Source organism: Microtetraspora malaysiensis, from assembly GCF_001528665.1.
Taxonomy (GTDB): domain Bacteria; phylum Actinomycetota; class Actinomycetes; order Streptosporangiales; family Streptosporangiaceae; genus Microtetraspora_A; species Microtetraspora_A malaysiensis.
Window position 1 is genome coordinate 22,628 of the sequence record NZ_BBYJ01000039.1, and the last position, 25,713, is coordinate 48,340.

Genomic DNA, 25,713 nt, shown 5'->3' on the forward strand with positions numbered 1-25,713 from the left:
GGAGCGCATCGAGCGGCTCGCCGCCGAGGCGGAGGAGGGATACGACGCGTCGGTGATCCGCTCCAGGGCGGTGAGCGCCGGGCGCGATCGCTCGTAAGGTCGGACCGTCGCGCACATCCCGGGCGCATGTTGCCTATGGGGCACGACTGGACCCGATACCATGCACCAGATGTCCGGAACGTCCGCGCTTGCCGCACCCCGCCAGGCCGCCGAACCGCGTACGCGGCCGTGGAAGCTGTCGCCGTACTCGCTGCCGTGGCACATGCTGCGGATCGCCGGGTCGTGCGCGCTGCCGTTGATCATGTGGTTCGCGCTCGGGCGGGTGGTGCGCTGGGGCCTCCTCCTGCTCGCCGCGACCGTCTCGCACGGCTCCTGGTACCAGGCGCGCCTCGTCCTGACCGTGTTCCTGTTCACGCTCGTCGTGATGACGTCCCTGGCCACCACGGTGGGCATGCTGTACGTGATCCGCGGCGCGCTCATGGAGACCCGGGCGCGCCGGGCGGCGGGAGAGGGCCACGAGAGCATCTTCGGCGCGTTCAACCGGACCGCGCTCCTGTTCTCCGGCATCTACATGACGTGGGGCTTCGTCCTGCAGGACGTGCGGGACTTCATGGACATCGACTATGCCCGCACGCCGGACATCATGATCCTCGACGCGTTCACCGGTGAGGACAGCCACGTCATGCAGGGGCTGACCAACCTCGGCCTCGTCCCCTCGGTGGTCGGGATGGTCCTCGCGTACGCCCTGAAGACGGTGGCGGGGCGCAAGCACGAGGCGAACGAGGGGCGCTTCTCCGGGATCGTGGCAGCGTTCGGCGAGCTCACGTTCGTGTTCTACGGCATCAACGTGATCGCCGCCGCCGTGGAGACGCGCACGGGATGGATGGGGAGCCGCACCGCCCTCGTCGCCCTGAACGAGTGGGTGACCGACGCGCAGGCGAACGTCCCGGGATTCGCGGCGGTCTCCGAGTTCGTGGGCGAGGTGTGGCCGCACGTCGTGGCGGCGCTGATCCTCCCGCTGACCTGGCTCACGGTCGGCGTCCTGGCGTACGGCGCGTACGTGGAGGACACCGAGAGCACGCTCAAGGGGACGCGGCTGGAGGCGGTCGCGGAGCACGGGAAGCGGCGGACTCACACGATGACCCGCCGCGTGGCCGCGCGGCTGACGGCCGGCTGGTCGGAGCGGTGGATCCCGCTCATCAACGCGTTCCGGCTGACGGCGCGTGGAGGCGCCCCGCTCTTCGGGCTGTTCGCCCTCTGCTACGTCGGCCTCCAGGTCGGGTCGGACTATCTCGGCCGGGCGGGCCGCTACCTCCTGGCGAGCGACAAGCCGTACTTCTGGATCGTCACGGACGTCCCCGTGGACTTCGTCGCCGACCTGGTGACCACGACGCTGACGATGTGCCTGATCGCCGCCACCTTCGACCTGGCGGCGACCCGGAAACGGCTCGACGGCTGACGCGGCTCACGACGCCGCGTCAGCGGAGGAACCTGAGCACCCGGTCCCGCTTCTCGGTCGACGCCCCGGCCTCCTTCATGAAGTCCTCGACGGACTGCCCCGGCACGCTGCGGTAGGTGCTCGGGCGCAGGTCGACCATCACCTCGTCCGCGGCCGCCGGGGGCACCACCCCGACGAACTCGACCCGGTACGGCGTGCCGATCTTGTTGTCGAGGGTGTCCGGAGGGGTGTCGTCGTTCAGGAGCCGGGCCTGCCAGGTGCGCCCGGCCCGGTCGGTGAACTCCACGTCGGGGGCGCCGTGCCGGATGGCCCCCTCGTCGTCCAGGGCCGTCCTGGTAGCGACGATCTTCAACCACTGGCGGTCCGGGGCGCCGGGCTTGCCTGTGGGGTCGGAGATCCGCTGCACCGCGACCCGCCACGAGACGTGCTGCCAGGTGGCGGTCGCTCCCGGCCGCACCGTCTGGATGTGGTCGGACGGTTGGCCGTATTCGTAGACGCCGTACGAGAACCAGCCGGGGGCGGCGACGGCGACCACGATGGACATCAGCGCGCCGGTGCCCTGGAGGGCGAGCCGCTTGCCGCGCGGCATCGGGGCACGCCGCCGGGACGCACCGGGTTCGGGCGGAGGCGGTACGGCCTCCTGATCGGTGGGGCGGCGACTCTGCGCGCCGGGTCCGGGCGCCTCCGGTGCGGGGGCCGGAGAGGCCGCGCGGGGTGTGGCTTCCTCGTCGCCCGTGACGGCCGGGAAGGGCTGGGTGGACCTGTCCTCGTTCTCCGGCAGCGGCGGCCACACGCGCAGGTCGGGGAGGTTCCTGCGGAGCGTCCCGGGGATCGGGATCTGCGGCGCCGGGGCGGGGCGGGGGCGCTGCCGGGGTGGGGGCGAGAACCAGTCCCGCGCCCTGTTCCGCTCGCGCTGGCGGCGGCGCCGCCCCTCCATCGGGGACTCACTCATCTCTCCACCTCGCCTGACGAGACAGCCGGTAGGTCTGCCGAGCCCTGCGCCTCGTGGGCCGGGCTCCGCCCGTTGGTCGGGTCGTCTGACGCGCGCATCAGCTCTTGCCCACCAGGGAGTGCACCCGCTCCGCCTGGGACGCCAGGCGGGCGGCGGCGGCCTCCGACAGACCGAGGTCGATCTCCGCTTCGGGAATGAAGGTGTCGACGACGAGGCCTCCCTGTGGCGGGGTCAGGACCAACCGCAGACCGGGCAGCGCGTCCTCCGGGACCTCGAAGACCAGCACACCCCTCGACCAGAGACCCGGCTGGATCACCTTGTTGAACAGGGTGAGGCTCTCGTCGACCTTGTCCGTGGCCTTGTAGCGCCGGCCGTCCGCGGTCAGGAGGACGGGCGGCTGCACCCGGTTGAACTGCATCGGCCGCTTGGGCGTGGTGGCCGTGACGTCGGCCACGAGGAACAGATTGCTCGTCTCGACCTCGGTGTCCTGGCCGGTGGTGCCCTTGGTTTCCACGGCGTGCGCGGCGACCACCGAGGTGACCTTCGCGCTGAACAATTTCGTCTCGACCAGCTCGCCCGCCGCCCCCTTGATCGTGAGGGCCGATCCGCGCTGCTCGTACGGCAGGGTGAAGGTGTGGGCGTAGACGGCGGCGGCCGCGACGGCGATGCCGGCCACGACCCCGGCGATCCGCCGGGCCGCGCCGCCGCGGCGCGTCCGCTTCTGGCCGCCCGCGGTCGCCTCGCGACTTTCGGTTTCGGACGACGTCACGGCCATCACGCCTCCTCCTGGCGTACGGGGAGGGTGACCCGGGCGGCCACGACGGGGACGGCGGGTTCCGCGTCCTCCTCCAACTCGAGCTTCCACGTCCGGGTCTGGTCCCGCATACCGAGCTTTTCGTAGACGAAACGCCCCATGGCCAGCGTGACCGACTCGGGCGCCTTGGCCGAGGGATCGAGCTCGTACTGCACGACTACCGTCGCGGTGATCCCGGGGTGGAGCTGCTGGCTCTTCACGCCGTAGCTGAGGACGTGGACGCGCGGGCCGTACTCCTGCTTGATCTCGGGGGTCATGGAGACGAAGGAACTCGCGAAGCCGGCGTCAGGGGACCACGGCCGGCCGGGGTCGTGCAGCACGCCGATGCCCGCGGTCGTGTCGCCCATGTTGGTGACCTTGAGCACGAGGTTCAGGTAGCGCTTGGTCTTGCCGAACTCGGATCGCTCGACGGTGTCGACGGCCTTGAGGAACTGGGTGTGGAACTCGCCCTGGTCGATGACCTCACCCGGCTGCACCTTCGGCGGGGGCTCATCCGGAGCCTCTTTCAGGCCGCCGAGGGCGGCGGTGGCCCCGATCCCCACCGCGACTACCGCGAGGGCGACCGGGACGAGTACCGGGCGTCGGCGGCGTGCGCCACGGGGGGAGGACGTCATGGCAATGGATGCTAGTACGACCACACTTGCACCATTAGCCGCAAACATCCCACCGGCGAGGTCGCAAATGTGTCCGAATGGCGAGAACGCCACCCTGATCGGCTTTCCAACTCCTACGCTGTGATCCAGGCGGACATGGAGGGTCAGTGGGCGACCTGCACCCCGAGCATGGCCGGCTTCAGGCGGATCGGATCTACCTGGGCTGGCAGTACGCCCTGTTGCATCCCGACCCGGGGCCGCCACCGAAACGTCCGGCGCGCGAGGACCTCGCCGAGCCGGCGCACGACGACCCGGGCCCGGAGTGGGCCGCGCGGCAGCGGCTCCAGGAGGACCTGCTCAACCGCCCCGTCCGGATCTTCCGGATGTTCATGGTCGTGCTGGCCGCGGTCATCCTCATCCTCGGCGTCGCCGGTCCCGTGACCTGGTCGTTCGTCCTCATCGGCCTGGTCGCGACCGGCGGCGTCGCCGGCATCTGCACGTACGCGATCCGGCAGGGCGACCGGGCGGTCAGGCAGCGCGCGGACGAGCGCGCGGCGCGGGCGCGGCGCGAGCGGGAGCGCCGGGAACGCGAGCGCGCCGCCGCGCAGGAGGAGCACGCCGCGAAATACCGCGAGTGGGCGGAGCGGAAGAACGCCTTCGACCGGCAGCTCACCTGGTACGGCGTCGCCGTGCCGGACGAGATCGACCGCGTGGACGTGGCCGGGGGCACGCTCCCCGGCTGGTCGGCCCTGGTCACCCTGATCGGCGCCACCCGGCTGTACAGCGGCGGCCACCTGACCGTGCTCGACCTGTCCGAGGGCGCGATCGCCAAGGACCTCGTCGAGCTGGCCAAGAGAGGCAGCGACGACCCGCTCGTCTGGGTGCTCCCCGTCGACCTGCCCCGGCTCGACCTGGGGGCGACGCTGCCGCCCGACGCGTTCGCCGACGTCCTCGCCCACGTGGTCAGCGTCAGCGAGGAGACCCACAGGGACGTCGGCTTCGACAACGCGATCCTGGAGCGGGTGCTGGAGGTCCTCGGCGAGAACGCCACGATCAACCAGGTCACCGCGGCGCTGCGGGCGCTCGCCCAGGTGGGCGACCCGCGCGACGACATGCGGTACGGCCTGCTCACCGCCGGCCAGCTCGAACGCATCGGCACCCTGTTCGGCCGGGGCGTCGCCGACCGCGTGGTGATCGAGCGCGCCTGGGCGCTGGAGTCCCAGTTGCGCAAGCTGGAGTCCCTCGGCTCCGAGGCCGTACGGCTGCCGCCCGCCCGGCTGCGCGTGGTCAGCATGGACCGCCAGGCCGGGGTGTTCGGCAACCGGATCCTCGGCACGTACGTCGCGACCGCGCTGACGCACATCCTGCGCCAGTCGCCCGCCTCCGAGCGGCCCTGGTACCACACGATCATCGTCGCGGGGGCGGACAAGCTGCGCGGCGACGTGCTCGACCGGCTGATGGACGCCTGCGAGACCTCCCGTACCGGGCTGGTCCTGACCTACCGCAGCCTCACCCCCACGGTCAGGGAGCGCCTCGGGCGCGGCCACGCCGCCGTCGCCTTCATGCGGCTGGGGAACGCCGAGGACGCCCGCGTGGCCAGCGAGCACGTCGGCACCGAGCACCGGCTGGAGCTGGCCCAGCTCACCGAGACGTTCAGCTCGGCGGTCAGCGGCGCGGGCGGCCACTACACCTCGACCGTCGGCGAGGGCCACATCGGCCCGGAGCCGAAGGGCGAGGGGGACCTCAAGGAGGACATCACGGCGTCCACCCAGTGGGGGCGCAGCGCGTCGAGCGCGGCCACGGGCATGGCGGAGGGCGTCCTGCAGCGCTCCCGCGAGTTCCTGGTCGAGCCGCACCAGCTCCAGCAGCTCCCGACGACCTCGGTCATCGTCACGCACGCCACCGCGGAGGGGCGGCAGGTCCGCCTCGCCGACGCCAACCCCGCGATCCTCGCGTTCCCCAAGACGACGCTGGGCGACTTCGAGGAGGTACGGCGGGCGGCGCTCGCCCCGCCCGAGGAGGCCGACCATCCGCCGGACGGGGAGCCGGGGGCCGAACCCGAGCCCGAGGACGCCCCGCCGCCGAACCTCGGGCCGCCGCCGCCGTGTCTTGACTGGCGCAAATCACGGTAAGCACATCGTCAAGACGACGGTGCGAACGTGATCGGCGAAAGAGTCTCTCCCCTGATAACCGTCAACCGAGGGGTCTCATGCATCCGTTCCCCCTGAGCGGGCCCTGGTACCGGATCCAGGCCATCGCCGCGCCTTCACGGAGCTCGTCGGCGGAGTGGGACTTCGTCACGGTCCTGCCGGCCGTGCTGTCCGCCGCGCAGCGCAACCGGCCGTTCGTGATCGGCTGGCTGTCGCGAGGGGCGGGCGCGCCACTCGAACTCATCACCAACGCCGGCCCGCTCACGCCGCCGCGCCCGCCGAAACGCGCCGTCACCTCGATCGACGTCACGCCCACCGGGCCGCAGCCGCTGCTGTTCCCCGGCGGCGCCCGGGGCGTTGAGATCGGGGACGAGTGGCTCGCCGACCTCGCCGACCTGGTCTGGACGCCCTGCCCCGGCCGCCAGGCGCCCCCGCTCAGCGGCCGCAGAGAGCCCGAGCCGGACGAGCCCAAGCAGCCGACGCTGTTCGAGTCCACGCTGGTGACGCTGATGTCCCGGCCGTTCGGCTGGGTGGTCGTCGCCGAGCCCACCAACCTGCTCGACGCCGAGGTCGCCCACCTGCGCACCCAGCTCAACGTGCTCCGCCAGTATGGCGACGCCTCGGAGCGGTCGCGGTTCGACGCCGAGCGGGCCGAGCGCCGGATGCAGGAGCTGGACGCTTTCCGCGAGGCCGGGCTGTGGAACGTCCGGGTCCTCGCCGGCGCCGCCGGTCCGGACGAACTGCGGCAGATCGCCCCCGTCCTGGTCGGCTCCGTCGAGATGAGCCACCACCCGTACCGGCTGCGCAGCGCCATGTCCGGGCCGCTGCTGTCCGATCCGGTCCGCTCCGGCTCGCCGCACGGCTCCTCGCCCGAGTCCGGGTACGGCTTCACCGAGGCGCTCCACGTCACCCTGCAGGACCCCGCCGACGGGGCCGCCGCGCCGTTCGCGGCCACGGCGGGCGCGCTGGCGGCGCTGGCCGGGCTGCCGCGCCGCGAGGTCCCCGGCGTACGCGTGCTCGACGCCGGCTTCTTCGACGTGACCAGCGAGGCGGACAGCACGAGCGGCGAGACGATCGACCTCGGCGCGATCGTGGACGGGCAGGACCGGGCGGTCGGCACGTTCCGGGTCCCGCTCGCCACGCTCAACCGGCACGCCTTCGTCACCGGCGCCACCGGATCGGGCAAGTCGCAGACCGTGCGGCACCTCCTTGAGGAGCTCACCAAGGCCGGCATCCCGTGGCTCGCCATCGAGCCGGCCAAGTCCGAGTACGCCGCCATGGCCGGCCGGGTCGAGCACCTGGCCCCGCTCACAGTCATCAACCCCTCGGCGCCGGACAACGTGCCGTTCAGCGTGAACCCGCTCGCGCCCGAGCCCGGCTATCCCGTGCAGGCGCACATCGACATGGTGCGCGCCCTGTTCATGGCCGCGTTCGACGCCGAGGAGCCGTTCCCGCAGATCATGTCCCTGGCCCTGCAGCGGGTCTACGAGGCCAACGGGTGGGACGTGGTCACCGGCGGCGGCATCCCCGGAGCCGCGGTCCAGCCCGCCGTACCGACCCTGGAGCAGCTCCAGCAGCACGCCCTGGAGGTGATCCAGGAGATCGGGTACGGCAACGAGGTGCAGGCCGACGTCGAGGGGTTCATCAGCCTCCGGCTGCGCAGCCTCCGGGTCGGCAGCGCCGGCCGGTTCTTCGAGGGCGGCCACCCGGCGGACATCGGCGGCCTGCTCCAGCGGAACGTCGTGCTCGCGATCGAGGACGTGGCCAACGATGAGGACAAGGCGTTCCTCATGGGCACGCTGATCATCCGCATCGTCGAGCACCTGCGGATGCGCGCCCGGCAGGAGCTGTCCCAGGAGGAGAGCGGCGGCGGCCTCAGGCACGTCATCGTGATCGAGGAGGCGCACCGGCTGCTCCGCGACCGGGGCGCGCAGCGCGCCTCCACCCACGCCGTCGAGTTGCTCGCCGGGATGCTCGCCGAGATCCGCGCGTACGGCGAGGGCATCATCGTGGCGGAGCAGATCCCCACCAAGCTGGTCTCGGACGTGGTCAAGAACACGGCGCTGAAGGTCGTGCACCGGCTGCCCGCCGAGGACGACCGGCAGCTCGTCGGGGCCGCCATGAACCTCAGCGAGGACCAGTCCCGCCAGGTCGTCTCGCTCCAGCCCGGGTACGCCGCCGTGTTCGCCGACGGCATGGACCGCCCGCTGCGCGTCCAGGTCCCGCTGGGCGAGGGCCGCGAGCGCGCCATGCTCAGCCCCATCCCGCCCATCTGCGGCCGCCGCTCGGCCGCCTGCGGACGCGAGTGCCGTACGGGCAAGGCGTGCACGCTCTTCGAGCTCCGGGAGGCGGACCTGCTCGCGGTCGCGCCCGAATGGGCGTGGCTGCGCATCTGGACCGACACGGTCGTGCTGGCGTTCGTGGCGAACCGGCCGTTGCCGGGCGTGCCGCGCATTCTCGCCGACATCTGGGCGGAGCTGCCTCCCAAGCGCCGCGAGTGCCTTCTCGCCACGTTGGTGGAGCGGTGCGTGGCGCGTCGTTCCTGGTCCCTGCGGACCTGGTTCGACCCCGCGCTCCTCACCGAGAAGGCGGCCGAGGTCGCCGCCGCGCTGCTCGACTCCGCCGCCGCGGTGTCGCAGTCCGCATTGCCGTCCGCGGTGTCGCAGTCCGCCGCCGACTCTGTCCCCGCCTGCCCGGCCGCGCACGCCGTACGGGCCGAGGCGGAACACGTGGCCTCGGCGGTGCCCGTGCCCGTGCCCGCGGCGGTCGCGGCGGGGGCCGAGAGCGCGGCCGCCGGACCGGACCGCACGACCGAGCCTTCGGCGGGAATCGACGATGAGCCGGGCGACGATGAGCCGGGCGACGATGAGCCGGGCGATGAGGAGGGCGACGAGGTGGAGGCGGCCGAGAGCCCGTCCGAGAGCCCGGCCGAGAGCGCTGTAGAGAGCGCTGCCGGGGGAGCGGAGGACTTCGCCCGGCGACCGGAGCCGGTGGCCCCCACGCGCCCCTCGGGCCGGACCGGGCCCACACAGGCGGGGGAGCGGCCGGGAGCCGCCTGGGTGGTCCCCCAGGTGCGCTGGCTGCACGAGGTCGAGCGGCTGTTCCCCTTCGGGCACCCGGCGCCCAATCTGCGCAGCCCGGCCCCCGTCATGGAGTACGCGCTGTTCGGCACCGACCCGTCCGGGCGGCCGTACCCGCACCAGGGGGTCAACGGGGCGTACGGCGGGCACGCCGACCAGGACGAGGGCGACGAGAACGGGACCGGCCGTGCGGACCGCGACGGGACGGGCGACGCGGCAACGGGCCGGACGCCCACAGGCGCCGCGGCCCGGACGGAGCTGCTCGGCCACCGTGCCAAGGCGCTGCGCCACCACCCGCTGTCCATGGAGGTGGACCGCAACCGCGCGCTCGCCTGGCGGGTCATCCTGGGCGACGACGAGCACGAGGGCATCCAGCGGGACATCACGACCGTCGCCATCGCCGTGGAGCCGCGTGAGCGCCTCCGGTACGTCGCCCAGACGATGGGGGCGGGCTGGCTGGAGACGGTGCTGTCCTGGCCGCGCCGGTTCGTGCTCCCCTTCGACGGCGACGCCCCGGCCGAGCTCTCGTTCCCCGACTAGCCGGTGGGGGTCCAGGGCGATGACCTGGACGAATCCGAATAGGATCGATCGGCGCATTATGGTGAGCGGCATGAGGAGGAGCGCATGAGTCAGCTTCCGTTGCGGGCGCAGCTCGCCAGTGCTCTGGGCCGTACGGCCGCGACTCTGTCCCGGGCGACCGGGCGCGGCGACGGCTCGGTGATCGGCGGACGGGTCGGATTGATGCTGGAGCCGGACCTGCTCCGCCAGCTCGCGGCGGATCGCAGGCTCGCCCTGGTGAGCGCGACCAACGGCAAGACCACGACCACCCGTCTGATCACCTCGGCTCTGCGGCAACTGGGCGAGGTGGCCACCAACGCGTTCGGCGCGAACATGCCCGCCGGTCACGTCTCGGCGCTCTCCTCGGCGAAGGAGGCGCCGTACGCGGTGCTGGAGGTCGACGAGAAGTACCTCCCCGAGGTGCTCGACACCACGCAGGCCGGCGTCGTCTGCCTGATGAACCTCAGCCGCGACCAGATGGACCGCGCCGGGGAGATCTGGCTGCTCGCCCAGAAGTGGCGCCGCGCCCTCGCCGCGCAGTCCACGCTGGTGATCGCCAACTGCGACGATCCGCTGGTCGCCTGGGCGGCGACCGGCTCGGCCCGGGTCACGTGGGTGTCCGCGGGCCAGCGCTGGCGCGAGGACTCCTGGTGCTGCCCCGAGTGCGGAGGCCCGCTCGACCGTAAGGGCGTCGACTGGGCCTGCCGGGAGTGCGCGTTCCGCCGTCCCACGCCGTCCTGGGTGCTCGACGGCGAGGACGTGATCGACCCGCGCGGTCAGCGGTGGCGGCTGGACCTGCAGCTTCCCGGCCAGGCGAACCGGGCGAACGCCGCGATCGCCCTCGCCACCGTGGCGGCGTTCGGGCTCGAACCCGGCCACGCCCTCCTGGGGCTGCGCGAGGTGACCTCGGTCGCCGGGCGCTACACCACGGTCGAGCGCGACGGCCGGTCGCTGCGGCTGCTGCTCGCCAAGAACCCGGCCGGCTGGCTGGAGGCGTTCGACGTCGCCGACCCCTCGCTGCCGATCATCCTGTCGGTCAACGCGCAGGGACCCGACGGACGTGACACGTCCTGGCTCTGGGACATCGACTACCGGATCCTGCGCGGGCGTCCCGTCCTGGTGACCGGGGAGCGCCGCCGCGACCTCGCCCTCCGGCTGTACGTCGCCGGGGTGCCGTTCCAGCTCTGCGAGTCGTTCGGACAGGCGGTCGCCGTGCTGCCGCCCGGCCGCATCGACGTGATCGCCAACTACACCGCCTTCCAGCAGATCCGTACGGAGTTCGGCCGTGCGGAGTGACCACGGCCGCCGCCCGACGAGTGGAGTCCCGGCATGACCTCTCACGTTCGCCTCGTCTGGATCTATCCGGACCTGCTCAGCACGTACGGTGACCAGGGCAACGTCCTGATCCTGGAGCAGCGGGCCCGCGCGCGCGGCCTGTCGGTCGAGACGGTCCACGTGCGCTCGTCCGACCCGGTGCCCGAGCAGGGGGACATCTACCTGATCGGCGGCGGCGAGGACCGGCCGCAGATCCTGGGCGCCGAGCGGCTGCGCAAGGACGGCGGCCTCCACCGTGCCGTCGCCCACGGGGCCGCGCTCCTGGCCGTCTGCGCGGGCTACCAGATCATGGGCTCGGTCTTCGGCGGCGAGGAGGGCCAGCCGGTGCCCGGCCTCGGCCTCCTGGACATCAGCTCAGGCCGCGGAGAGCGCCGAGCGGTCGGCGAGCTGGCCGCGGAGGTCGATCCGGCGCTGGGCGTGCCCACGCTGACCGGCTTCGAGAACCACATGGGCGTCACCCGGCTGGGGCCGGGCGTGCGGCCGCTGTCCCGGACGATCGTCGGCACGGGCAACGGCGACGGCACCGAGGGCTGCTACGCGGGCAAGGTGATCGGCACCTACCTGCACGGCCCCGCGCTGGCCCGCAACCCGGCTCTCGCCGACCTGCTGCTCGCCTGGACGGTCGGGCCGCTCGCGCCGATCGACGACACCTGGTACCAGCGGCTGCGTGAGGAGCGGCTGGCGACCGTCCTGCCCGCCTGAACCCGCCCGGCGGGCGGTCGGCCTCGCGTTCCCGCGGCCGATCGCCTCGGAGCCGCCGCGGGAGCGGCGCGGGTCAGTAGACCAGGGCCTGGACGTCGTCGGCGAGGATCTCCTCGACGAACGTGGGCGCGCCCGCGATCCGGACGCCGTCGATCACGTCGTCGACGGTGATGCCGCGCCGTGCCGCGCACTGGGTGCAGAGCGTGACCTTGCCTCCGGCGAGCACCGCGTCGAGGAGGTCGGCCAGCGGGGCGGCCTCCTCCAGGTTGAACTCCTTGGCCCGGCCCGGCAGGGCGAACCAGGAGGACTCGCCGGTCAGCCACAGGGAGACCGGTACGCCGCTGACCAGAGCCGCGGTCGCGACCGTGAAGGCCTGGTTGCACCGCTCCGGCGCGTCCGCCCCGGCCGTGACCTTGATGACCAGAGATCGTGCCATGCCCGCAGCCTACATCCGCCGCAAAGCCGTACAAGGTGGGACATGAGGGGCGAGGGGTAGCGACCGGGTCGGACACCTGGACCACGCCCTAAGCTCGTGTCTTATGGACGTACACCCTGACCTTGAGCCGATCGCCTTCCTGCTCGGCCGCTGGGAGGGAGCCGGCGTCGTCGGCTACCCCACGATGGAGAGCGCGAACTTCGGGCAGGAGATCGTTTTCGGGCACAACGGCAAGCCCTTCCTGACGTACACCAGCCGGACCTGGCTGCTCGACGACGAGGGCGCCAAGGTGCGGCCGCTGGCGACCGAGTCGGGCTTCTGGCGGATCCAGCCGGAGCGGCAGCTCGAAGTCTGCATCGCGCACCCGACCGGCATCGTGGAGATCTACCTGGGTGAGGTCGTCTTCCACAAGATCGAGCTGCGCACCGACCTGGTCGCCCGCACCGACACCGCGAAGGACTACGCGGCCGGCCACCGGATGTACGGGCTGGTCAACGGCAACCTGATGTACGCGTACGACATGGCGGCCATGGGGCACCCGCTGCAGTCGCACACGTCGGCCGAGCTGAAGAAGGTCGCCGACTTCACCCCGGACGAGTAGGCCCGCGCCCTCCTCGCCGCACGGCCTGTCGCGCCGCGCGGAGTCCGGCTGTCACGCCGCGCCGCTTCCGCCCGATATCTACGCACCAACCTATTTGGGCCGACATATACGGACCGATGGCGGTGGGCGGATACCGACGGGCGGACGAGGAGATGCGATGAGGCCACGGGCGTTGGTGCGGGCGCCGATGCGGGGTCCCGCGTGGGCCCGGCTGTGCGAACTGGCCGAGGTGATCTACGAGCCGGTCTCGGTACGGCGTCCGCCGCGCGGCTATGCGGCGGCGGAGCTGGCCGCCCGGCTGGAGGAGGAGCACGCCCGCATCCTCATTACCGACGGAGACGAGGTCGGCGGGCCGGTGCTCGACCTGCCCCTGATCGCGGTCGCCTGCACGCGCGCGGAGCCGGTCAACGTGGACGTCGCGGCGGCCACGGCCCGGGGGATCCCCGTGCTGTGCGCCCCCGGACGCGACGCCGACGGCGTCGCCGAGCTCACCCTCGCCCTGCTGCTGGCGGTGAACCGCCGGCTGCTGGTGGCCGACCGTGACCTCCGGGCGGGCCATACGCGTGATGAGCGCGAGCGGCACCGGTCCTGGGAGCTGGCCGGCCGGACCTTCGGCATCGTCGGAGGCGGCCCGTCGGCGCGGGCGGTCACCTGGCGCATGAAGGGGCTCGGGATGCGGGTGATCGTCCACGGCCCCGAGGCGCCCCGGGCCCGGCCCGGCATCGACCGGCTGATCGCCGAGGCCGACGTGGTCTCCGTCCATGGCGTTCCGGTTCGCGACGGCGGCCCGATCGGCACCCGAGGCGCGTTCGGCATCCCCGGAACGGGCGCCGTGATCGGCGCGGCCGAGTTCGCCGCCATGAAGCCGGGAGCGATCTTCATCAACACCGCCGGCCCCGAGTTCCACGACGCCGAGGCACTGGTCGGCGCTCTGAAGACTGGGCATCTCGGCGGTGCGGCGCTCGACCACGTCCCCCCGGATCCGCACCACCCTCTGCTGGGCATGGACAACGTCGTGCTGACCCCGGGCATCGGCGACGGGACGTACGACACCGAGGTGAACCACAGCCGGATGATCTGCGGGGACATTGTGCGCCTGCTCGGCGGAGAGCCGCCGCTGCACTGCGCGAACCCGGAGGCGCTGGGCGTCTGACCCCGATCCCGGCCCTTGGAGAAAAGAAAGAACCCCGGGCGCGCTCCGCCTCTGGGTGAGGCGGGCCGGCTGGACCAAGGCGGGGAACGGGTCCCACACCGCCGGCTGCCCGGGGTTCCGGTGTCTGTCGAGGATTCGCCGGACGTCGTACGACATCCGGACGGAGGTCCGAATGGACGGCGTCCTAGCGGACAGCCACCTCGCTAGCCCAATTATGGATAACCATTGTCTGGACCACCTCCTTTCTGCGTGCCTGTACGTTATGCGACGCCCGGAGGGGGTGGCAACCGATTATTCGGCGATCTTTTCCGCGGCCCTGACCAGGCCTGATGGGAACAAAAGGGAACAGTGCGCCGGTGATCACGACGAAACGGCGCGGGGCCGGACGAAGTCGTCCGGCCCCGCGCTTTCGTTTCTCCGGGTCAAATCGGATCAGGCCGTCAGTTGACGCTGATCACGGTTCCGGCCCCGTTGGGGTACTCGATGTAACCGGTGTGCGGCCGCCCGTCGGGGAGCCCCGACCAGCTGGCGGTGAGCGTCTCGGCGACCCCCGGGATGCCCTTGAGCTTGCGCGGCGACACGGCCAGACCGCCCGTGCCCGGGGTGCCGGTCACCACGTTGGCCTGCGCGTGGAACGGAGTCGACGTGGTACCCGGCGCGGTCAGGAAGCTGACGAGCACGAAGGTGTACGTGCCGGCCTTCGGCCGCGGGAGGACCAGCCGGTAGTCGTCGCCGTCGCGATCCACCCAACCCGCCATCTCGGTGCCCTGGTAGATGACCAGTCCGCCGAAGCCCAGCTCCAGGTCGTTGTCGGGGCGGGCCCGGAACTCCACGGCCTTGGCCCCCTCAGGGACGTCGATCGTGTACTGCTTGCCCATGACCTCCTCGGGGCCGACCGAGCCGACGATCTCCGGGCCGGAGACCAGCCCGTAGGTCGTGATGTCGGTCTTCTTCGCGACCGGGGTCACCTCGAAGGACACCGACCCGTCCGTGCCCGTGCCCCGCACGTCGGCGGGAGCGATCATGCCCTGGACGGTCACCGCGATGGCGCTGCGAACGGTGTGGCCCTCGCCCGTCCAGGTCAGCGAGCCGGTGACGCCGGTCGCGTCCTCGTCCTTCACCTCCATGGTGACGGTGAACGACTTGGTCTCCCCCGCCCGGTCGAAGCGGAGCATGGACGGGCTCACCTTGGCCTTGACGCCGGGCAGGTCGATGTCGGCCTTGTACTTGCCGGGCGTGACGGCCGTCAGCGTACGGGTGATGGTACGGGTGCCGGCTAGCGAACCGACGGCGATCGAGGGGTAGTTCAGGTCGCTCGTGGCGATCGGCGCCACCCCGCTGCCCGTCCGGACGCCCAGACCCTCCAGGTAGCCGAGCCAGTCCTGCTCCGCGGAGTCGTAGACCAGGCCGGGCTCGAGCATCCGGGCCGGGTCGACGTTGCCCGCGCCCTGCGCGTAGACGTCGGTGCTGCTCGTGCCGTCGGCGTTCTTGGTCGGCGCGGCGGTCGTCATCATCGCGGACTTGATCGCCATCGGCGACAGGTCAGGGTACTTGCCCAGGTAGAGCGCGGCCAGACCCGCGATGTGCGGCGCGGCCATCGAGGTGCCGTCGTAGAAGCCGAACGTGTTGCCGTTGTTCGCCGGAGGGGCCACGGCCGCCAGGACCGAGACACCGGGGGCGGCGATGTCGGGCTTGATCAGGTCGCCGTGGTTGGTCAGCGACGGGCCGCGCGAGGAGAACCCCGCCACCTGCGGGTAGACGGCCCCCTCGGCGCTCGCGGCCCGCAGGGTCGCGGTCGCCCCGTCCGTCGCCGCGTACGCCGGCACGGCCCGCGCGTCGGACCCGGTGATGTGCACGGTCGGCACGGCGTGCGAGTCGGCGACGGTGTCCTCGTCGGCCATGTTGACCATGATCATCCCGATGCCGCCGGCCCGCTTCACCTCACCGGACTTCTCCAGGCGCGGGACGATGCCCCGCTCGCAAACGATGATCTTCCCGGCGGTCTTGGCCGGGTCGAGGCTGTTCTTGGCGCAGATCTGCGCGTCCGAGTCCGTGGCGGAGTCGTTCTTCACCAGCAGGCCCGTGGCCAGCGGCTTGGGCCCCAGCGGGTCGGTGACCGTGGTGCTCGAACCGCGGTACCTGGTGCCGTCGCCCAGCTCGACCTCGCCCAGGTACGGCGCGGTCGTGCTCGCGGCCACGGTGGTCGTCCACGGCATGGTGTTGTCCAGCGTCGAGGCGCCCGGCCCGCTGTTGCCTCCGGCGGTGGAGACGAAGATGCCGCTCGCGGCGGCCGCGCGGAAGGCGAGCCCGATCGGGTCCGACGCCCGGGATTCCGATTCGCTGCCCACCGAGTAGTTGATCACATCGACGCCGTCGGCCACCGCCTGGTCGATGGCGGCCAGGATGTCGGAGCCCGCGCCGCCGGACTGCTGGCCGTCGGCGCTCTCCCAGAGTGCCTTGTAGACGGCGATCGCCGCGCCGGGCGCGACACCGGAGATCCGGCCGAAGTCGACGCCGTTCACGCTCGCCGGCACGTCCGCGTTGCCCGCGGCGGTGGAGGCGGTGTGCGAGCCGTGTCCTCCCCCGTCACGCGGAGAGACGTAGTCGGCCCGATTGGCCGGCGGAACACTCCGCAGCCAGGCGTCGCCGTAGTAACGGGCGCTGATCACCTTCTGGTTGCACAGGTCCGCGGTGAACTGCTCGCCGGTCTGGCAGACGCCGGTGAAGGTGCCGCCGTCGGCCTTCTTCATGACCGTGGTCGAGCCCTGCAGATAGGGCCGGTACGGGTCGGCGTCCGTGGGCGCCTCGGTGCCGAGGGCCGGGGCCGCGAACAACGGGTTCTCCGGCCAGATGCCGGTGTCGATCACGCCGACCACGACGCCCTTGCCCGCGTTCGCGGTGCCGCCGAGCCTGGACCACAGGCCGGACTCGCCGGACAGGCCGAGGAAGTCGGTCGACCTGCGGTCGTCGAGGGCCTTGTGCAGGCGGTCGGGGACGACGGAGAGCACATCCTGCGTGGCGTTCAGTTGGGCCGCCTGGGCCATGGTGAGCTTGGCGACGAACGCGTTGGAGGCCACGGAGAACTGCTTGGCCGGCGTGGCGCCGACACTGCGGGAGACCTGGTTCTGCTTGCCCCTGAGGTGGTCGCGGTAGCGCTTGGCGTTCGCGCCGGCGGTGTCCACCTTCTTGCCCTTGCCGGGCTTGGTGGCGGGGATGCCGGCGACGCCGCCGTCATAGGTGGCGAGCGGCTGGTCGGCCAGCGTGACGATGTAGGTGTCGGTCTGCTCGGCGGACGGAGGTGTCTCGGCCAATGCGGGGTTCGCCGTGAACGCCAGGGCGGCGGCCAGCAGGGCGGCGCCGTACGCACTGACGCGTTGGGTCGTGCTGTGCATAGTTCCTCTTGGGGGGAGGGGGAGGGCGTCGTCCACCGGGGCGAGATCACCCGGGATGGACAGCAAGAAGTGAACGCTGCGGCGGATGCGCTTGTCGAGACACGGCGCTGTCAGCTTTGGTCACGTGACGGATTTCGTCACCGACGACCATGATCCGAAGCCGCACGATCACGTGACCTGACCCGGCGGGAACAGCCGGCCCGCGGCGTTCCGCGCGCCGGGGCGACGGCTTCGTCATACGCGTGAGCTGCCGGGAGGTAATCGGCGACGGATTTGTACAAATCGGTGGCGCGGAGACTCGTACACTCTGTGCATGACCGACACTTGGCACGAGGAGTTGCGGGCACGCGGCTACCGGGTCACACCTCAGCGTCAACTGGTGCTGGAGGCGGTCTCCTCGCTCGGTCACGCGACGCCGGAGGACATCTGCTCGCGGGTGCAGGAGACGGCGCGCGGCGTCAACATCTCGACCGTCTACCGCACGCTGGAGCTCCTCGAAGAGCTCGGCATGGTCACCCACACCCATCTCGGGCACGGCGCGCCGACCTACCATCTGGCGTCCGAGGCCGACCACGTGCACCTCGTGTGCCGGGGCTGCGGCGAGGTGACCGAGGTCCGGCCCGAGATGGTCCAGGGGCTCGTCGGCACCCTGGAGGACGAGCTGGGGTTCGCGACGGACGTCCGCCACCTGACCGTCTTCGGCCGTTGCCGCGACTGCCGCTGATCTCGGGGCGCTCCCGCTGCGCCGCGTCGCTGCGGGCGGCAATAGCCTTGAGCCATGCGCAGCCCTTTGCTGGACACACCCGGAGCCGTCGCCGCCGAAGGCCCTGACGCGACAGTCGCCGCTCACTACGGAGAGCCCTTCGCCGAGCAGCGGGCCCTCGCGAACGGCGAGGCCCTCGTGGACCGGAGCCACCGCGAGGTCATCCGTGTCTCCGGCCCGGACCGGCTCAGCTGGCTCAACAGCCTGAGCTCCCAGAAGCTCGACGATCTCGCGTCCGGCACGCCCACCCAGACGCTGTTCCTCGATCCGCAGGGGCGGGTCGAGCACCACCTCGTCCTGGTGGACGACGGAGCGGCCGTCTGGGCGCACGTCGAGCCCGGCACTGCCGCCGGTCTGGTCGCCTTCCTGGAGAAGATGCGCTTCATGCTCCAGGTGGAGGTCGCCGACGTCACCGCCGAGTACGCCGTCGTCTCCGTCGCCGCCCCCGGCGGTGCCGTACGCGTGCCGGACGGCCTGCCCGAGGGGAGCGTTGTGATCGGCGGAGACCTGCTGATCCCCCGCGCCCGGCTGGCGACCGCGGCGGAGGACCTCGGGCTGCGCCCGGCCGGGCTGTGGGCCTACGAGGCGCTGCGCATCGAGGCGCACGAGCCGCGTCTCGGGTTCGACACCGACCACAAGACGATCCCGCACGAGGTCGGCTGGATCGGCGCGGCGGTGCACCTGACCAAGGGCTGCTACCGCGGGCAGGAGACGGTCGCCCGGGTCCACAACCTCGGCCATCCGCCGCGCCGGCTGGTCTTCCTGCACCTGGACGGCAGCGTGGACACGCTGCCCCCGCACGGCGCCCCGGTGACGCTCCAGGGGCAGGGAGCGGAGGCCCGGGAGGACGGCGAGGCGCCGCAGATCGGCTTCGTCGGCTCGTCCGCCCGCCACCACGAGCTCGGGCCTGTCGCGCTGGCCGTGGTGAAGCGGACCGTCCCGGTGGACGCCGTCCTGCTCGCGGGCGGCGTGGCGGCGTCGCAGGAGGTCGTCGTCCCGCCGGACGCGGGGCGCAACGTGCAGATCGATCCCGGCCTACGCCGCCGCATCCGGTAAGGGGTGGCGTGAAGGGCGTGATCAGGAATGATCACGCCCTTTTCTTGCCTCTCGACTTTCCTCAACTACCCGTGCGAGCACCGTCAATCATTACGGCGCGGAACCATCACGCGAGGGGCGCGGCGGTGTCTGGACTGAGGAACGAGTGAGGAGCGACTCCGAGTGACGAGGGAAGACATCGACTGAGGGCGCCCCGAGCCCGCGCGAGCGGGCGAGCGCAATCAATTCGTCCAGATGGCGGCGTACTTGCCGTCCTCGCTGTTCACCTGGGCGGGGTAGTAGCCCTTGGCCATGAGCTCGTTGAACCGGCTCTGGTAGCCGGAGCTCGACATCCCGGTGTACTCGAACCAGCTGCCGGCCTTGTCCTGGCGCCAGACGGTCGTGAAGGTGCCGCCGGGGGCCACCGCGACGTACGCGGGGCGGTAGCCGTTGGCGACGCGTAGTTTGAACGCCTCGCTGTCATCCGCGGTCGACAGGCTGTAGTTGACGTGCCACTTGACGCCGGAGCGGTTAGGCGTCCAGATCGCCGCGTACGTCGGGGCGGCGGCGGTGCCGTACACGTCGATCGACGTCAGCATGAGCCCCTTGGCCTTGGCCTCGAGGTTCGCCGAGGTGAGCTGGTCCATGGTCATGTTGTGCCGGGCGAGGAAGTCGCTGGACTTCTTCACGAAGACGGCCGCGAAGCGGGCGGCGTCGCCGCTGCCGGTGGCCGTGACGACCGTGGGCTGGTAGCCCTTCGCGGAGTACTCGTTGAACCGCTGCTGGTAGCCCTGGGCGGACATGTCCTGGAACATGGCCCAGGCGGGGCCGGACGACTTGACCCACACGCCGGCGTAGCTGGGGCCGGAGGAGATGCTCAGGCTGACGGGGGTGTAGCCCTTGCCGCTCAGCTCCTGGAACTTCTGCGTCTGCTGTGCGGAGGTGAGGCCGTGGTAGGCGACGGGCGCGGTGGGCGCCTGGGCGTGCGCCGCGGCCGGCGTCGCCGCCACGGCGAGCGTGACGGCTGCGACGGCGAGCGTTCGGATGGTACGCATGACCCTCCCCGGGGGTTATGGGCGTTCATGATCTTGGGCGGGGAACGACCCTAACAGAGGAAGATCCGCTTCAAACCTCGATCAGTAAAGTGATCGGCCCGTCATTTGTCAGTGACACCTTCATGTCGGCGCCGAAGACTCCGGTCTCCACCCGTGCGCCCAGCGACCTGAGTTCGGACACGACCGCCTCGACCAGCGGCTCGGCCACCGGGCCGGGCGCGGCCGCCTGCCACGTGGGCCGCCGCCCCTTGCGGGCGTCGCCGTACAGTGTGAACTGGCTCACCACGAGCAGCGGGGCGTCGACGTCGGAGCAGGACTTCTCGCCGTGCAGGACGCGCAGCCCCCAGAGCTTGCCGGCCAGCCGGGCCGCCTCGGCCGGGCCGTCGGTGTGGGTGGCCCCGACCAGGACGAGCAGGCCGGGCTCGTCGATCGCTCCCACGACTTCGCCGTCCACCACTACTGACGCGGAGCTGACCCGCTGCACGACCGCACGCATGGCCCCGAATTCTGCCACGTCCGGACGGAAGCGACCGGATCGGGCGGAAGAAAACCGGGCGGCCCGCGGCGGGTCGGGTGTGTCCCTGTTCATGCGTACACTCGCCGTATGTCCGAACTGATCGTCGAGGTGGTCCGCTCCGGGTTCGTGGAGTCCGTTCACAGGGCGCGGGTGCTCGCCGTGGACGCGTCCGGGGCTCCGGTCATGCGCCACGGGGAGACGGCCACCCTGGTGTCGCCGCGATCCTCGATGAAGCCGCTGCAGGCGCTCGGCATGGTGCGTTCGGGGCTCCCGCTTGAGCACGAGCTGCTCGCGCTCGCCTGCGCCAGCCACGCGGGCGAGGACTTCCACGTCGATGGGGCGCGCAAGATCCTGGCCGAGGCCGGGCTGGACGAGAGCGCCCTCGGCTGCCCCGAGGCCCTGCCCCAGGACGCGGAGGCGCGGAACCGGGCGATCCAGGCGCACGCCGAGCCCGCCCGGATCTTCATGAACTGCTCGGGCAAGCATTCGGCCATGCTGGCGACCTGTGCGGTGAACGGCTGGCCGGTCGAGACGTACCTCGACCCGGCCCATCCGCTGCAGAAGGCGATCCGGGCCACCGTCGAGGAGCTCACCGGGGAACGGGTCGCCGCCACCGGTGTGGACGGGTGCGGCGCCCCGCTGTTCTTCGTCTCCATGGCCGGCGTGGTGCGGGCCTTCCGGAGCTTCACGCTCGCCGACGAGGGGACCCCCGAGCGCCGGATCGCCGACGCCATGCGCGCCCACCCCGAATGGACCAGCGGTACGGCACGGGCCGAGGCGGCGCTGATGCGGGCGCTGCCCGGCCTCATGGTCAAGGCGGGCGCCGAGGCGTTCGACGCGTTCGCGTTCACCGACGGGCGGGCCGCCGCCGTCAAGATCGAGGACGGCGGCGACCGGGCGCGGGTGCCGGTGACCGTGGCCGCGCTGCGCGCGCTCGGGCTGGACGCCCCGGAACTCGACGAGCTGGCCACCCCGCCCCTGCTGGGCGGCGGCGGGCGGGTCGGCGAGATCCGGGTCCGCCGACCCTGATCGCTCGCCGGACCGGCTTAAAGCACGCCTAGAAGGAGCGGAACAGGCGCGCAGCCGAGATCGCGCCCGACGTCGTCATGGTGAAGGTCCGCATCGAGTCGGCGAACTTCGACAGGTCCCACTCCGCCGGCCCCTGGTACCAGTAAAGGTTGTCCGCCGGTCTGCCGTCGCCGTGGATGGAGGCCACCACGCGGGCCCAGCGGTCCACGCTGTCGAAGACCACCGCGTACGGCAGATAGCGGGAGAACAGCTCGATCCGCTGTGCCGTGGGGATGTCGCCGATCTCCCCGGCCATGAGGTGCTCTCGGAAGCCGAGCGTCTGGGCGAGCACCGCCGCACCCTTGGAGGTCTTCGCGGGCATGTAGTGGCCGCCCACCGCGAGTGCGGCGCCCGCGATGATCAGTGCCAGGCCGAGCAGCGCGTACGTGGTGAACCAGGCGAGCGCCACGGTCGTCACGACACCCAGGACGGCCGCGATCACGCCGATGGTCGTCCAGTGAGTACGGACCGAGTCGGGGCGCCGGGCGAACCAGCCCTGGGTCACCATGTCCCGATAGAGCTCGTCGCGGACCTTGCTGAGCCCGGCGGTGAACGACCCGCGCAGCTGCGACAGCAGTACGGCGTCCCGCCCCTCGAAGAGGGCGTCGTAGAGCGCGCGCTCGTACGGGAGCAGGGAGGCGATCGGCGCGGACGGCATCCTGACCAGGAGCCAGTCCGGCGCGTCGTACGCCTGCCGGGGCTGCTCGTCGATCCGGAGGTAGCCGCGTACGGCGAGGTCGACGACGGTCGCGGTCACGTCGATCACGTCGGCCTGCTCGTCGATCAGCGTGCCGATCTGCCCGGGCCGCACGTCGTTCGGGGGCGTGAACTGGCCGTTCTGGTGGCCGACGACCACGCCGGACCGGGCGCCGACCACCCGGGCGTCCCGGCCGCGGGTCCAGTAGAGCAGTCCGACGCCGCCGCAGAGCACGAGCAGCAGCAGCGCCAGCGCGCCCCCGGTCACCATGTTCAGCGTGAACGCGTTGGCGAGCTCGAAGCGGCGCTCCAGGATCGGCGCGGCGCCGGTCGCCCCCTTGGGGTAGCCGACGACGATCGTCAGCATCTCGCCGTCCCGGAGCCCCTGCTGCTCGAACATGGAGGTCGCCCCGGTCTCGTCGATCGAGGCGCCGGTGCAGCCGATCGCGGAGGCGGGCTCCCCGGCGAAGCAGGAGATGTTCTCGGCCCGCCCGGGGCCGCTCACCGTCACGGTCACGTGCTCGGCCGGCCCCGCCACCGCGTACCAGCGCAGTTCCTCGCCGCCGCTGAGGGGTGTGACCGCGCCCCGCACGTCGTACTCGACGGTGCCGCTGCCGCTGATGGTCATGGTCGTGCCGTCGAAGGTGGCCCCGCGGACGTTCTCTACGCGGTAGACGCGGTCGTTGCCGTTGTCGTAACGCGTCCGGGTGAGCAGCGTGCGGCGCAGCGGGCCGCCGGACAGTTTGATCTTCTCCACGACATGGAGTGCGCCGTCCTTGCGCAGCTCCATGGTCACGTCGTCCTGCGTCGCCGTCACCCGGTCCGCGTGTGCCGGGCCGCCGACGGCGCCGGCGGTGAGGAGCGTGAGCGCTGTCAGCAGGATGGACAGGCCGAGCCGGCGAGCGAGATTTGCCATGAGCCAGCACCCTATCGGTCCATGTTTGTCCCGTTGTAGCTGTCGCTAGTCTGTGACGTCATGGCTCGTACGCGCGTGTATCGGGATGGGGTGCTGGCGGCTGAGGGCTTCCCGGTCGCGGAGGTCTCCGACCACCTGCGCGACCCCTCGGCGGTCATCTGGCTCGACATGTGCGCGCCGTCCGAGGAGGACCTGGCCGAGATCAGCCTCGAACTGGGCCTGCACGAGCTGGCCGTCGAGGGCGCGCTCGGGCATCGGCAGCGGCCCAAGCTCGACGTCTACGACAGCCACATGTTCCTCACCGTCTACGCCGGGGCCTTCGACCAGGAGACGGGACGCCTCGACGTGGCCGAGGCGGCGGCCTTCGTCACCGGGAACGTCCTCGTCACCGTGCGCAAGTCGGAGGACTTCGCGATCGACGAGGTGGTCCGGCGCTGGGACTCCTCGGCCCGCCTGGCCCGGTACGGCGTGGCCTTCCTGCTCCACGGGCTGCTCGACTACGTGGTGGACAGCCACTTCGAGGCGGTCGAGGCCATGGACGAGCAGGTCGAGGCGCTGGAGGAGACGCTGTTCGACGAGCGCCCGATCGGCCCGGCCGAGCAGCGCCGCACCTTCGAGATGCGCAAGGGCCTCGCGGTGCTGCGCCGGATCGCCATGCCGATGCGCGAAGTCGTGAACACGCTGCTGCGGCGCGACGGCGACTTCGTCGACGGGGCGATCACGCCCTACTACCAGGACGTGTACGACCACGTGCTGCGGGTCACCGAGTGGGTGGACTCGCTGCGCGACCTCATCGCGAACATCCGCGAGGCGCATCTGACCATGCAGGGCAACCGGCTCAACCTGATCATGAAGCGGGTGACCGGCTGGGCCGCCATCATCGCGGTCCCCACCATGATCACCGGCTTCTACGGTCAGAACCTTCCGTTCCCCGGGTTCGAGCGGCCGTGGGGGTTCTGGGTGTCCACGTTCCTCATCGTGCTGGTGTCGGCGCTGCTGTACCGGGCGTTCCGCCGGCGCGACTGGATCTGACGCGCCCCGAAAAGGGGCAGCCGAAACACCCGGTACGTCTCGACCGAAACGCCCATGCGCTTTCACCGCATTACCGGAGGAACCCTCCCGATTCACTACGTCGCGCGCGCGGGGGCTGCGACGGAGTCCCTCGATCCCCGGAGTCGGCCCCACCTCGCTGGATAAACTGCGGGCCCGGCCGCCGCCCCGGCACGGGCATGTGCCGTACTCGCGGGACCGGGGGTTCCAGCCGCGGCAGGACGTCACGAGACCCACCCGAGGTGCCATGCGCGAGCACAGGAAAGCCCGGCGTTCCCTGACGGTCTGCGCCGCCGCCCTGCTGGCCGCCGGCCCCCTGCTCACGGGATGCGCCGAAGCGGTGAGCCAGGCCGCGCAGAGTACTTCCGTGCCGGAGGGAAGGCCGCCGGTGGTGATGTTCCTCGGCGACAGCTTCACGGTCGGCTCGGGACCGGTCGCCGAGTGGGATACCTACGCGGCCGACACGGCGAAGACCCTGGGCTGGCAGCTCGTCACGGCCGGCGGCTCGGGCACCGGCTACGTCGCGACGGGACGGGTGGGCCGCACATTCGAGCGGTCCTTCGACCGGCAGCTCTCCTGGCGGCCGGCGCCGGATCTGGTCGTGGTCTCCGGAGGGCACAACGACCGGCGGGTACGGCCCTCGACGGTCCGCGCGGCGGTGCTCCGCCTGGTGGCGCGGGTCAGGGAGCGGTGGCCGGTGACGAGGATCGTGCTGGTCGGGCCCATCTGGATCGACACCGCGCCCCAGTCGGCGTACCCGACCAGGGACGCCGTCGCGAGCGCGGCCTGGCTGGCCGGGGTGCCCTTCCTCGACCCGCTCACTCAGCGGTGGATCGCGGATGACCGGGCCAGGGTGCTGCTGCCCGACGGCGTCCACCCCACCCTGTACGGCCATCTGAGGCTGGCGCGCTGGCTGGCGGAGACCCTGCGGGCGCGCGGCCTCGCCGGTGACGAGGCGGCTCCCGCGGCCCTCCCCGGCTGAGCGGACGGATCGGCGCGGTCAGATCACCAGGGGCCGTACGGGCCCTGGTTGCCGCCGCCGCGGTACTGGCTGACCGCGGGCTTCACATCGGCCAGATAGACGCCGGACGCGATGACGGCGAGGATGGTGAGCAGACCCGGCATCCCCATCCCCATGCCCATGTAGTTGACCGCGGGCGCGAAGGTGAACAGCGTCGCCAGCCCCAGGATGACCAGCCACAGCTGCTTGGTCAGCTTGCCCGCCGCGGCGAACGCGCGCGCCGGCATCCGGACCGCGTGGACCAGCGCCCAGAGCGACAGGATGAAGGCCCCGACGGAGAGCAGCCAGAAGATGAGGGTGAGGAAGTTGTTGACGGGGCCGAACATGGACTCTCCCAAGCGGTCACGGTCTCTGTCGCCTCCAGACT

The 25,713-nt window shown here is 71.7% G+C and carries 21 protein-coding genes; 12 read left to right on the top strand and 9 right to left on the bottom strand.

From position 1 onward, the window contains the following. The first annotated feature begins 169 nt into the window (after window positions 1-169). Window positions 170-1,459 (top strand): hypothetical protein, encoded by a 1,290-nt coding sequence (locus AWQ71_RS36810; protein WP_157570800.1) that lies wholly within the window; start codon window positions 170-172, stop codon window positions 1,457-1,459. A 19-nt stretch (window positions 1,460-1,478) separates the two neighbouring features. Here AWQ71_RS36810 and AWQ71_RS36815 read toward each other — a convergent pair whose 3' ends face one another. From AWQ71_RS36815 to AWQ71_RS36825, 3 genes are all read right to left on the bottom strand, one after another. Further along, window positions 1,479-2,411: a hypothetical protein gene (locus AWQ71_RS36815; protein ID WP_157570801.1), complete on the bottom strand. Its 933-nt coding sequence runs from the start codon at window positions 2,409-2,411 to the stop codon at window positions 1,479-1,481. A 97-nt stretch (window positions 2,412-2,508) separates the two neighbouring features. Beyond that, window positions 2,509-3,186, bottom strand: a complete 678-nt coding sequence (locus AWQ71_RS36820) for a DUF4352 domain-containing protein (RefSeq protein ID WP_067143060.1) — start codon at window positions 3,184-3,186, stop codon at window positions 2,509-2,511. After that, window positions 3,186-3,839 carry a hypothetical protein gene (locus AWQ71_RS36825; RefSeq protein WP_157570802.1) on the bottom strand — a complete coding sequence of 218 codons (654 nt, stop codon included), beginning with the start codon at window positions 3,837-3,839 and terminating at the stop codon, window positions 3,186-3,188. The genes AWQ71_RS36820 and AWQ71_RS36825 overlap by 1 nt, the downstream gene beginning before the upstream one ends. A 146-nt stretch (window positions 3,840-3,985) precedes the next feature. Between AWQ71_RS36825 and AWQ71_RS36830 the strand changes: the two genes are divergently transcribed. The 4 genes from AWQ71_RS36830 to AWQ71_RS36845 all read left to right on the top strand — a co-directional run bounded on the left by AWQ71_RS36830 (window position 3,986) and on the right by AWQ71_RS36845 (window position 11,643). After that, complete coding sequence (locus tag AWQ71_RS36830; protein ID WP_067143066.1) at window positions 3,986-5,950, top strand: hypothetical protein; 1,965 nt, start codon at window positions 3,986-3,988, stop codon at window positions 5,948-5,950. A 77-nt stretch (window positions 5,951-6,027) separates the two neighbouring features. Continuing rightward, window positions 6,028-9,588 carry an ATP-binding protein gene (locus tag AWQ71_RS36835; RefSeq protein WP_245658888.1) on the top strand — a complete coding sequence of 1,187 codons (3,561 nt, stop codon included), beginning with the start codon at window positions 6,028-6,030 and terminating at the stop codon, window positions 9,586-9,588. Between the two features lie 84 nt (window positions 9,589-9,672). After that, entirely contained in the window at window positions 9,673-10,902 is a 1,230-nt protein-coding gene (locus AWQ71_RS36840) for a MurT ligase domain-containing protein (protein WP_067143069.1), read from the top strand. A gap of 33 nt (window positions 10,903-10,935) precedes the next feature. After that, window positions 10,936-11,643, top strand: a complete 708-nt coding sequence (locus tag AWQ71_RS36845) for a type 1 glutamine amidotransferase (RefSeq protein ID WP_067143071.1) — start codon at window positions 10,936-10,938, stop codon at window positions 11,641-11,643. A gap of 73 nt (window positions 11,644-11,716) precedes the next feature. Here AWQ71_RS36845 and AWQ71_RS36850 read toward each other — a convergent pair whose 3' ends face one another. Continuing rightward, window positions 11,717-12,079 (bottom strand): DsrE family protein, encoded by a 363-nt coding sequence (locus AWQ71_RS36850; protein ID WP_067143075.1) that lies wholly within the window; start codon window positions 12,077-12,079, stop codon window positions 11,717-11,719. Window positions 12,080-12,182: 103 nt separating this feature from the next. On the opposite strand from AWQ71_RS36850, the gene AWQ71_RS36855 reads away from it, so the two are divergent. Beyond that, a complete protein-coding gene (locus AWQ71_RS36855; RefSeq protein WP_067143079.1) occupies window positions 12,183-12,680 on the top strand; it encodes a heme-binding beta-barrel domain-containing protein in 498 nt (165 codons plus the stop codon). Between the two features lie 157 nt (window positions 12,681-12,837). Further along, entirely contained in the window at window positions 12,838-13,833 is a 996-nt protein-coding gene (locus tag AWQ71_RS36860; RefSeq protein ID WP_067143082.1) for an NAD(P)-dependent oxidoreductase, read from the top strand. Window positions 13,834-14,273: 440 nt separating this feature from the next. Here the strand turns inward: AWQ71_RS36860 and AWQ71_RS36865 are convergent, their stop codons facing one another. Next, complete coding sequence (locus AWQ71_RS36865; RefSeq protein ID WP_067143085.1) at window positions 14,274-17,225, bottom strand: S8 family serine peptidase; 2,952 nt, start codon at window positions 17,223-17,225, stop codon at window positions 14,274-14,276. Between the two features lie 313 nt (window positions 17,226-17,538). On the opposite strand from AWQ71_RS36865, the gene AWQ71_RS36870 reads away from it, so the two are divergent. Both AWQ71_RS36870 and ygfZ read left to right on the top strand, forming a co-directional pair. Beyond that, entirely contained in the window at window positions 17,539-17,949 is a 411-nt protein-coding gene (locus AWQ71_RS36870) for a Fur family transcriptional regulator (RefSeq protein WP_066933898.1), read from the top strand. Window positions 17,950-18,003: 54 nt separating this feature from the next. Continuing rightward, complete coding sequence (gene ygfZ, locus AWQ71_RS36875) at window positions 18,004-19,044, top strand: CAF17-like 4Fe-4S cluster assembly/insertion protein YgfZ (protein WP_067143088.1); 1,041 nt, start codon at window positions 18,004-18,006, stop codon at window positions 19,042-19,044. A 221-nt stretch (window positions 19,045-19,265) separates the two neighbouring features. On the opposite strand, the gene AWQ71_RS36880 is transcribed toward ygfZ, so the two are convergent. Both AWQ71_RS36880 and dtd read right to left on the bottom strand, forming a co-directional pair. Beyond that, entirely contained in the window at window positions 19,266-20,078 is an 813-nt protein-coding gene (locus AWQ71_RS36880) for a hypothetical protein (protein WP_067143090.1), read from the bottom strand. Between the two features lie 70 nt (window positions 20,079-20,148). Further along, window positions 20,149-20,574 (bottom strand): D-aminoacyl-tRNA deacylase, encoded by a 426-nt coding sequence (gene dtd / locus AWQ71_RS36885; protein WP_067143093.1) that lies wholly within the window; start codon window positions 20,572-20,574, stop codon window positions 20,149-20,151. A 108-nt stretch (window positions 20,575-20,682) separates the two neighbouring features. Here dtd and AWQ71_RS36890 point away from each other — a divergent pair, with 108 nt between their 5' ends. Then, window positions 20,683-21,624, top strand: coding sequence for an asparaginase (locus tag AWQ71_RS36890; RefSeq protein ID WP_067143097.1), 942 nt, complete (start codon window positions 20,683-20,685; stop codon window positions 21,622-21,624). A 28-nt stretch (window positions 21,625-21,652) separates the two neighbouring features. Here AWQ71_RS36890 and AWQ71_RS36895 read toward each other — a convergent pair whose 3' ends face one another. Next, a complete protein-coding gene (locus AWQ71_RS36895; protein WP_067143100.1) occupies window positions 21,653-23,275 on the bottom strand; it encodes a DUF2207 domain-containing protein in 1,623 nt (540 codons plus the stop codon). A 60-nt stretch (window positions 23,276-23,335) separates the two neighbouring features. Between AWQ71_RS36895 and AWQ71_RS36900 the strand changes: the two genes are divergently transcribed. Then, the gene (locus AWQ71_RS36900; protein WP_174550786.1) at window positions 23,336-24,307 is read left to right on the top strand and encodes a magnesium transporter CorA family protein; all 972 of its coding nucleotides are present in this window, start codon (window positions 23,336-23,338) and stop codon (window positions 24,305-24,307) included. A 265-nt stretch (window positions 24,308-24,572) separates the two neighbouring features. Further along, entirely contained in the window at window positions 24,573-25,307 is a 735-nt protein-coding gene (locus AWQ71_RS36905; RefSeq protein ID WP_067143105.1) for an SGNH/GDSL hydrolase family protein, read from the top strand. A gap of 23 nt (window positions 25,308-25,330) precedes the next feature. Here AWQ71_RS36905 and AWQ71_RS36910 read toward each other — a convergent pair whose 3' ends face one another. Next, window positions 25,331-25,672 (bottom strand): DUF2516 family protein, encoded by a 342-nt coding sequence (locus AWQ71_RS36910; RefSeq protein ID WP_067143108.1) that lies wholly within the window; start codon window positions 25,670-25,672, stop codon window positions 25,331-25,333. Between the last annotated feature and the right edge of the window lie 41 nt (window positions 25,673-25,713).

Bases quoted from the DNA above. Each gene is read 5' to 3' on its own strand.
- AWQ71_RS36810 (WP_157570800.1), top strand. From the start codon at position 170: ATGTCCGGAACGTCCGCGCTTGCCGCACCCCGCCAGGCCGCCGAACCG.
- AWQ71_RS36815 (WP_157570801.1), bottom strand. From the start codon at position 2,411: ATGAGTGAGTCCCCGATGGAGGGGCGGCGCCGCCGCCAGCGCGAGCGG.
- AWQ71_RS36820 (WP_067143060.1), bottom strand. From the start codon at position 3,186: ATGGCCGTGACGTCGTCCGAAACCGAAAGTCGCGAGGCGACCGCGGGC.
- AWQ71_RS36825 (WP_157570802.1), bottom strand. From the start codon at position 3,839: ATGACGTCCTCCCCCCGTGGCGCACGCCGCCGACGCCCGGTACTCGTC.
- AWQ71_RS36835 (WP_245658888.1), top strand. From the start codon at position 6,028: ATGCATCCGTTCCCCCTGAGCGGGCCCTGGTACCGGATCCAGGCCATC.
- AWQ71_RS36840 (WP_067143069.1), top strand. From the start codon at position 9,673: ATGAGTCAGCTTCCGTTGCGGGCGCAGCTCGCCAGTGCTCTGGGCCGT.
- AWQ71_RS36845 (WP_067143071.1), top strand. From the start codon at position 10,936: ATGACCTCTCACGTTCGCCTCGTCTGGATCTATCCGGACCTGCTCAGC.
- AWQ71_RS36850 (WP_067143075.1), bottom strand. From the start codon at position 12,079: ATGGCACGATCTCTGGTCATCAAGGTCACGGCCGGGGCGGACGCGCCG.
- AWQ71_RS36855 (WP_067143079.1), top strand. From the start codon at position 12,183: ATGGACGTACACCCTGACCTTGAGCCGATCGCCTTCCTGCTCGGCCGC.
- AWQ71_RS36860 (WP_067143082.1), top strand. From the start codon at position 12,838: ATGAGGCCACGGGCGTTGGTGCGGGCGCCGATGCGGGGTCCCGCGTGG.
- AWQ71_RS36865 (WP_067143085.1), bottom strand. From the start codon at position 17,225: ATGCACAGCACGACCCAACGCGTCAGTGCGTACGGCGCCGCCCTGCTG.
- AWQ71_RS36870 (WP_066933898.1), top strand. From the start codon at position 17,539: ATGACCGACACTTGGCACGAGGAGTTGCGGGCACGCGGCTACCGGGTC.
- ygfZ (WP_067143088.1), top strand. From the start codon at position 18,004: ATGCGCAGCCCTTTGCTGGACACACCCGGAGCCGTCGCCGCCGAAGGC.
- AWQ71_RS36880 (WP_067143090.1), bottom strand. From the start codon at position 20,078: ATGCGTACCATCCGAACGCTCGCCGTCGCAGCCGTCACGCTCGCCGTG.
- dtd (WP_067143093.1), bottom strand. From the start codon at position 20,574: ATGCGTGCGGTCGTGCAGCGGGTCAGCTCCGCGTCAGTAGTGGTGGAC.
- AWQ71_RS36890 (WP_067143097.1), top strand. From the start codon at position 20,683: ATGTCCGAACTGATCGTCGAGGTGGTCCGCTCCGGGTTCGTGGAGTCC.
- AWQ71_RS36895 (WP_067143100.1), bottom strand. From the start codon at position 23,275: ATGGCAAATCTCGCTCGCCGGCTCGGCCTGTCCATCCTGCTGACAGCG.
- AWQ71_RS36900 (WP_174550786.1), top strand. From the start codon at position 23,336: ATGGCTCGTACGCGCGTGTATCGGGATGGGGTGCTGGCGGCTGAGGGC.
- AWQ71_RS36905 (WP_067143105.1), top strand. From the start codon at position 24,573: ATGCGCGAGCACAGGAAAGCCCGGCGTTCCCTGACGGTCTGCGCCGCC.
- AWQ71_RS36910 (WP_067143108.1), bottom strand. From the start codon at position 25,672: ATGTTCGGCCCCGTCAACAACTTCCTCACCCTCATCTTCTGGCTGCTC.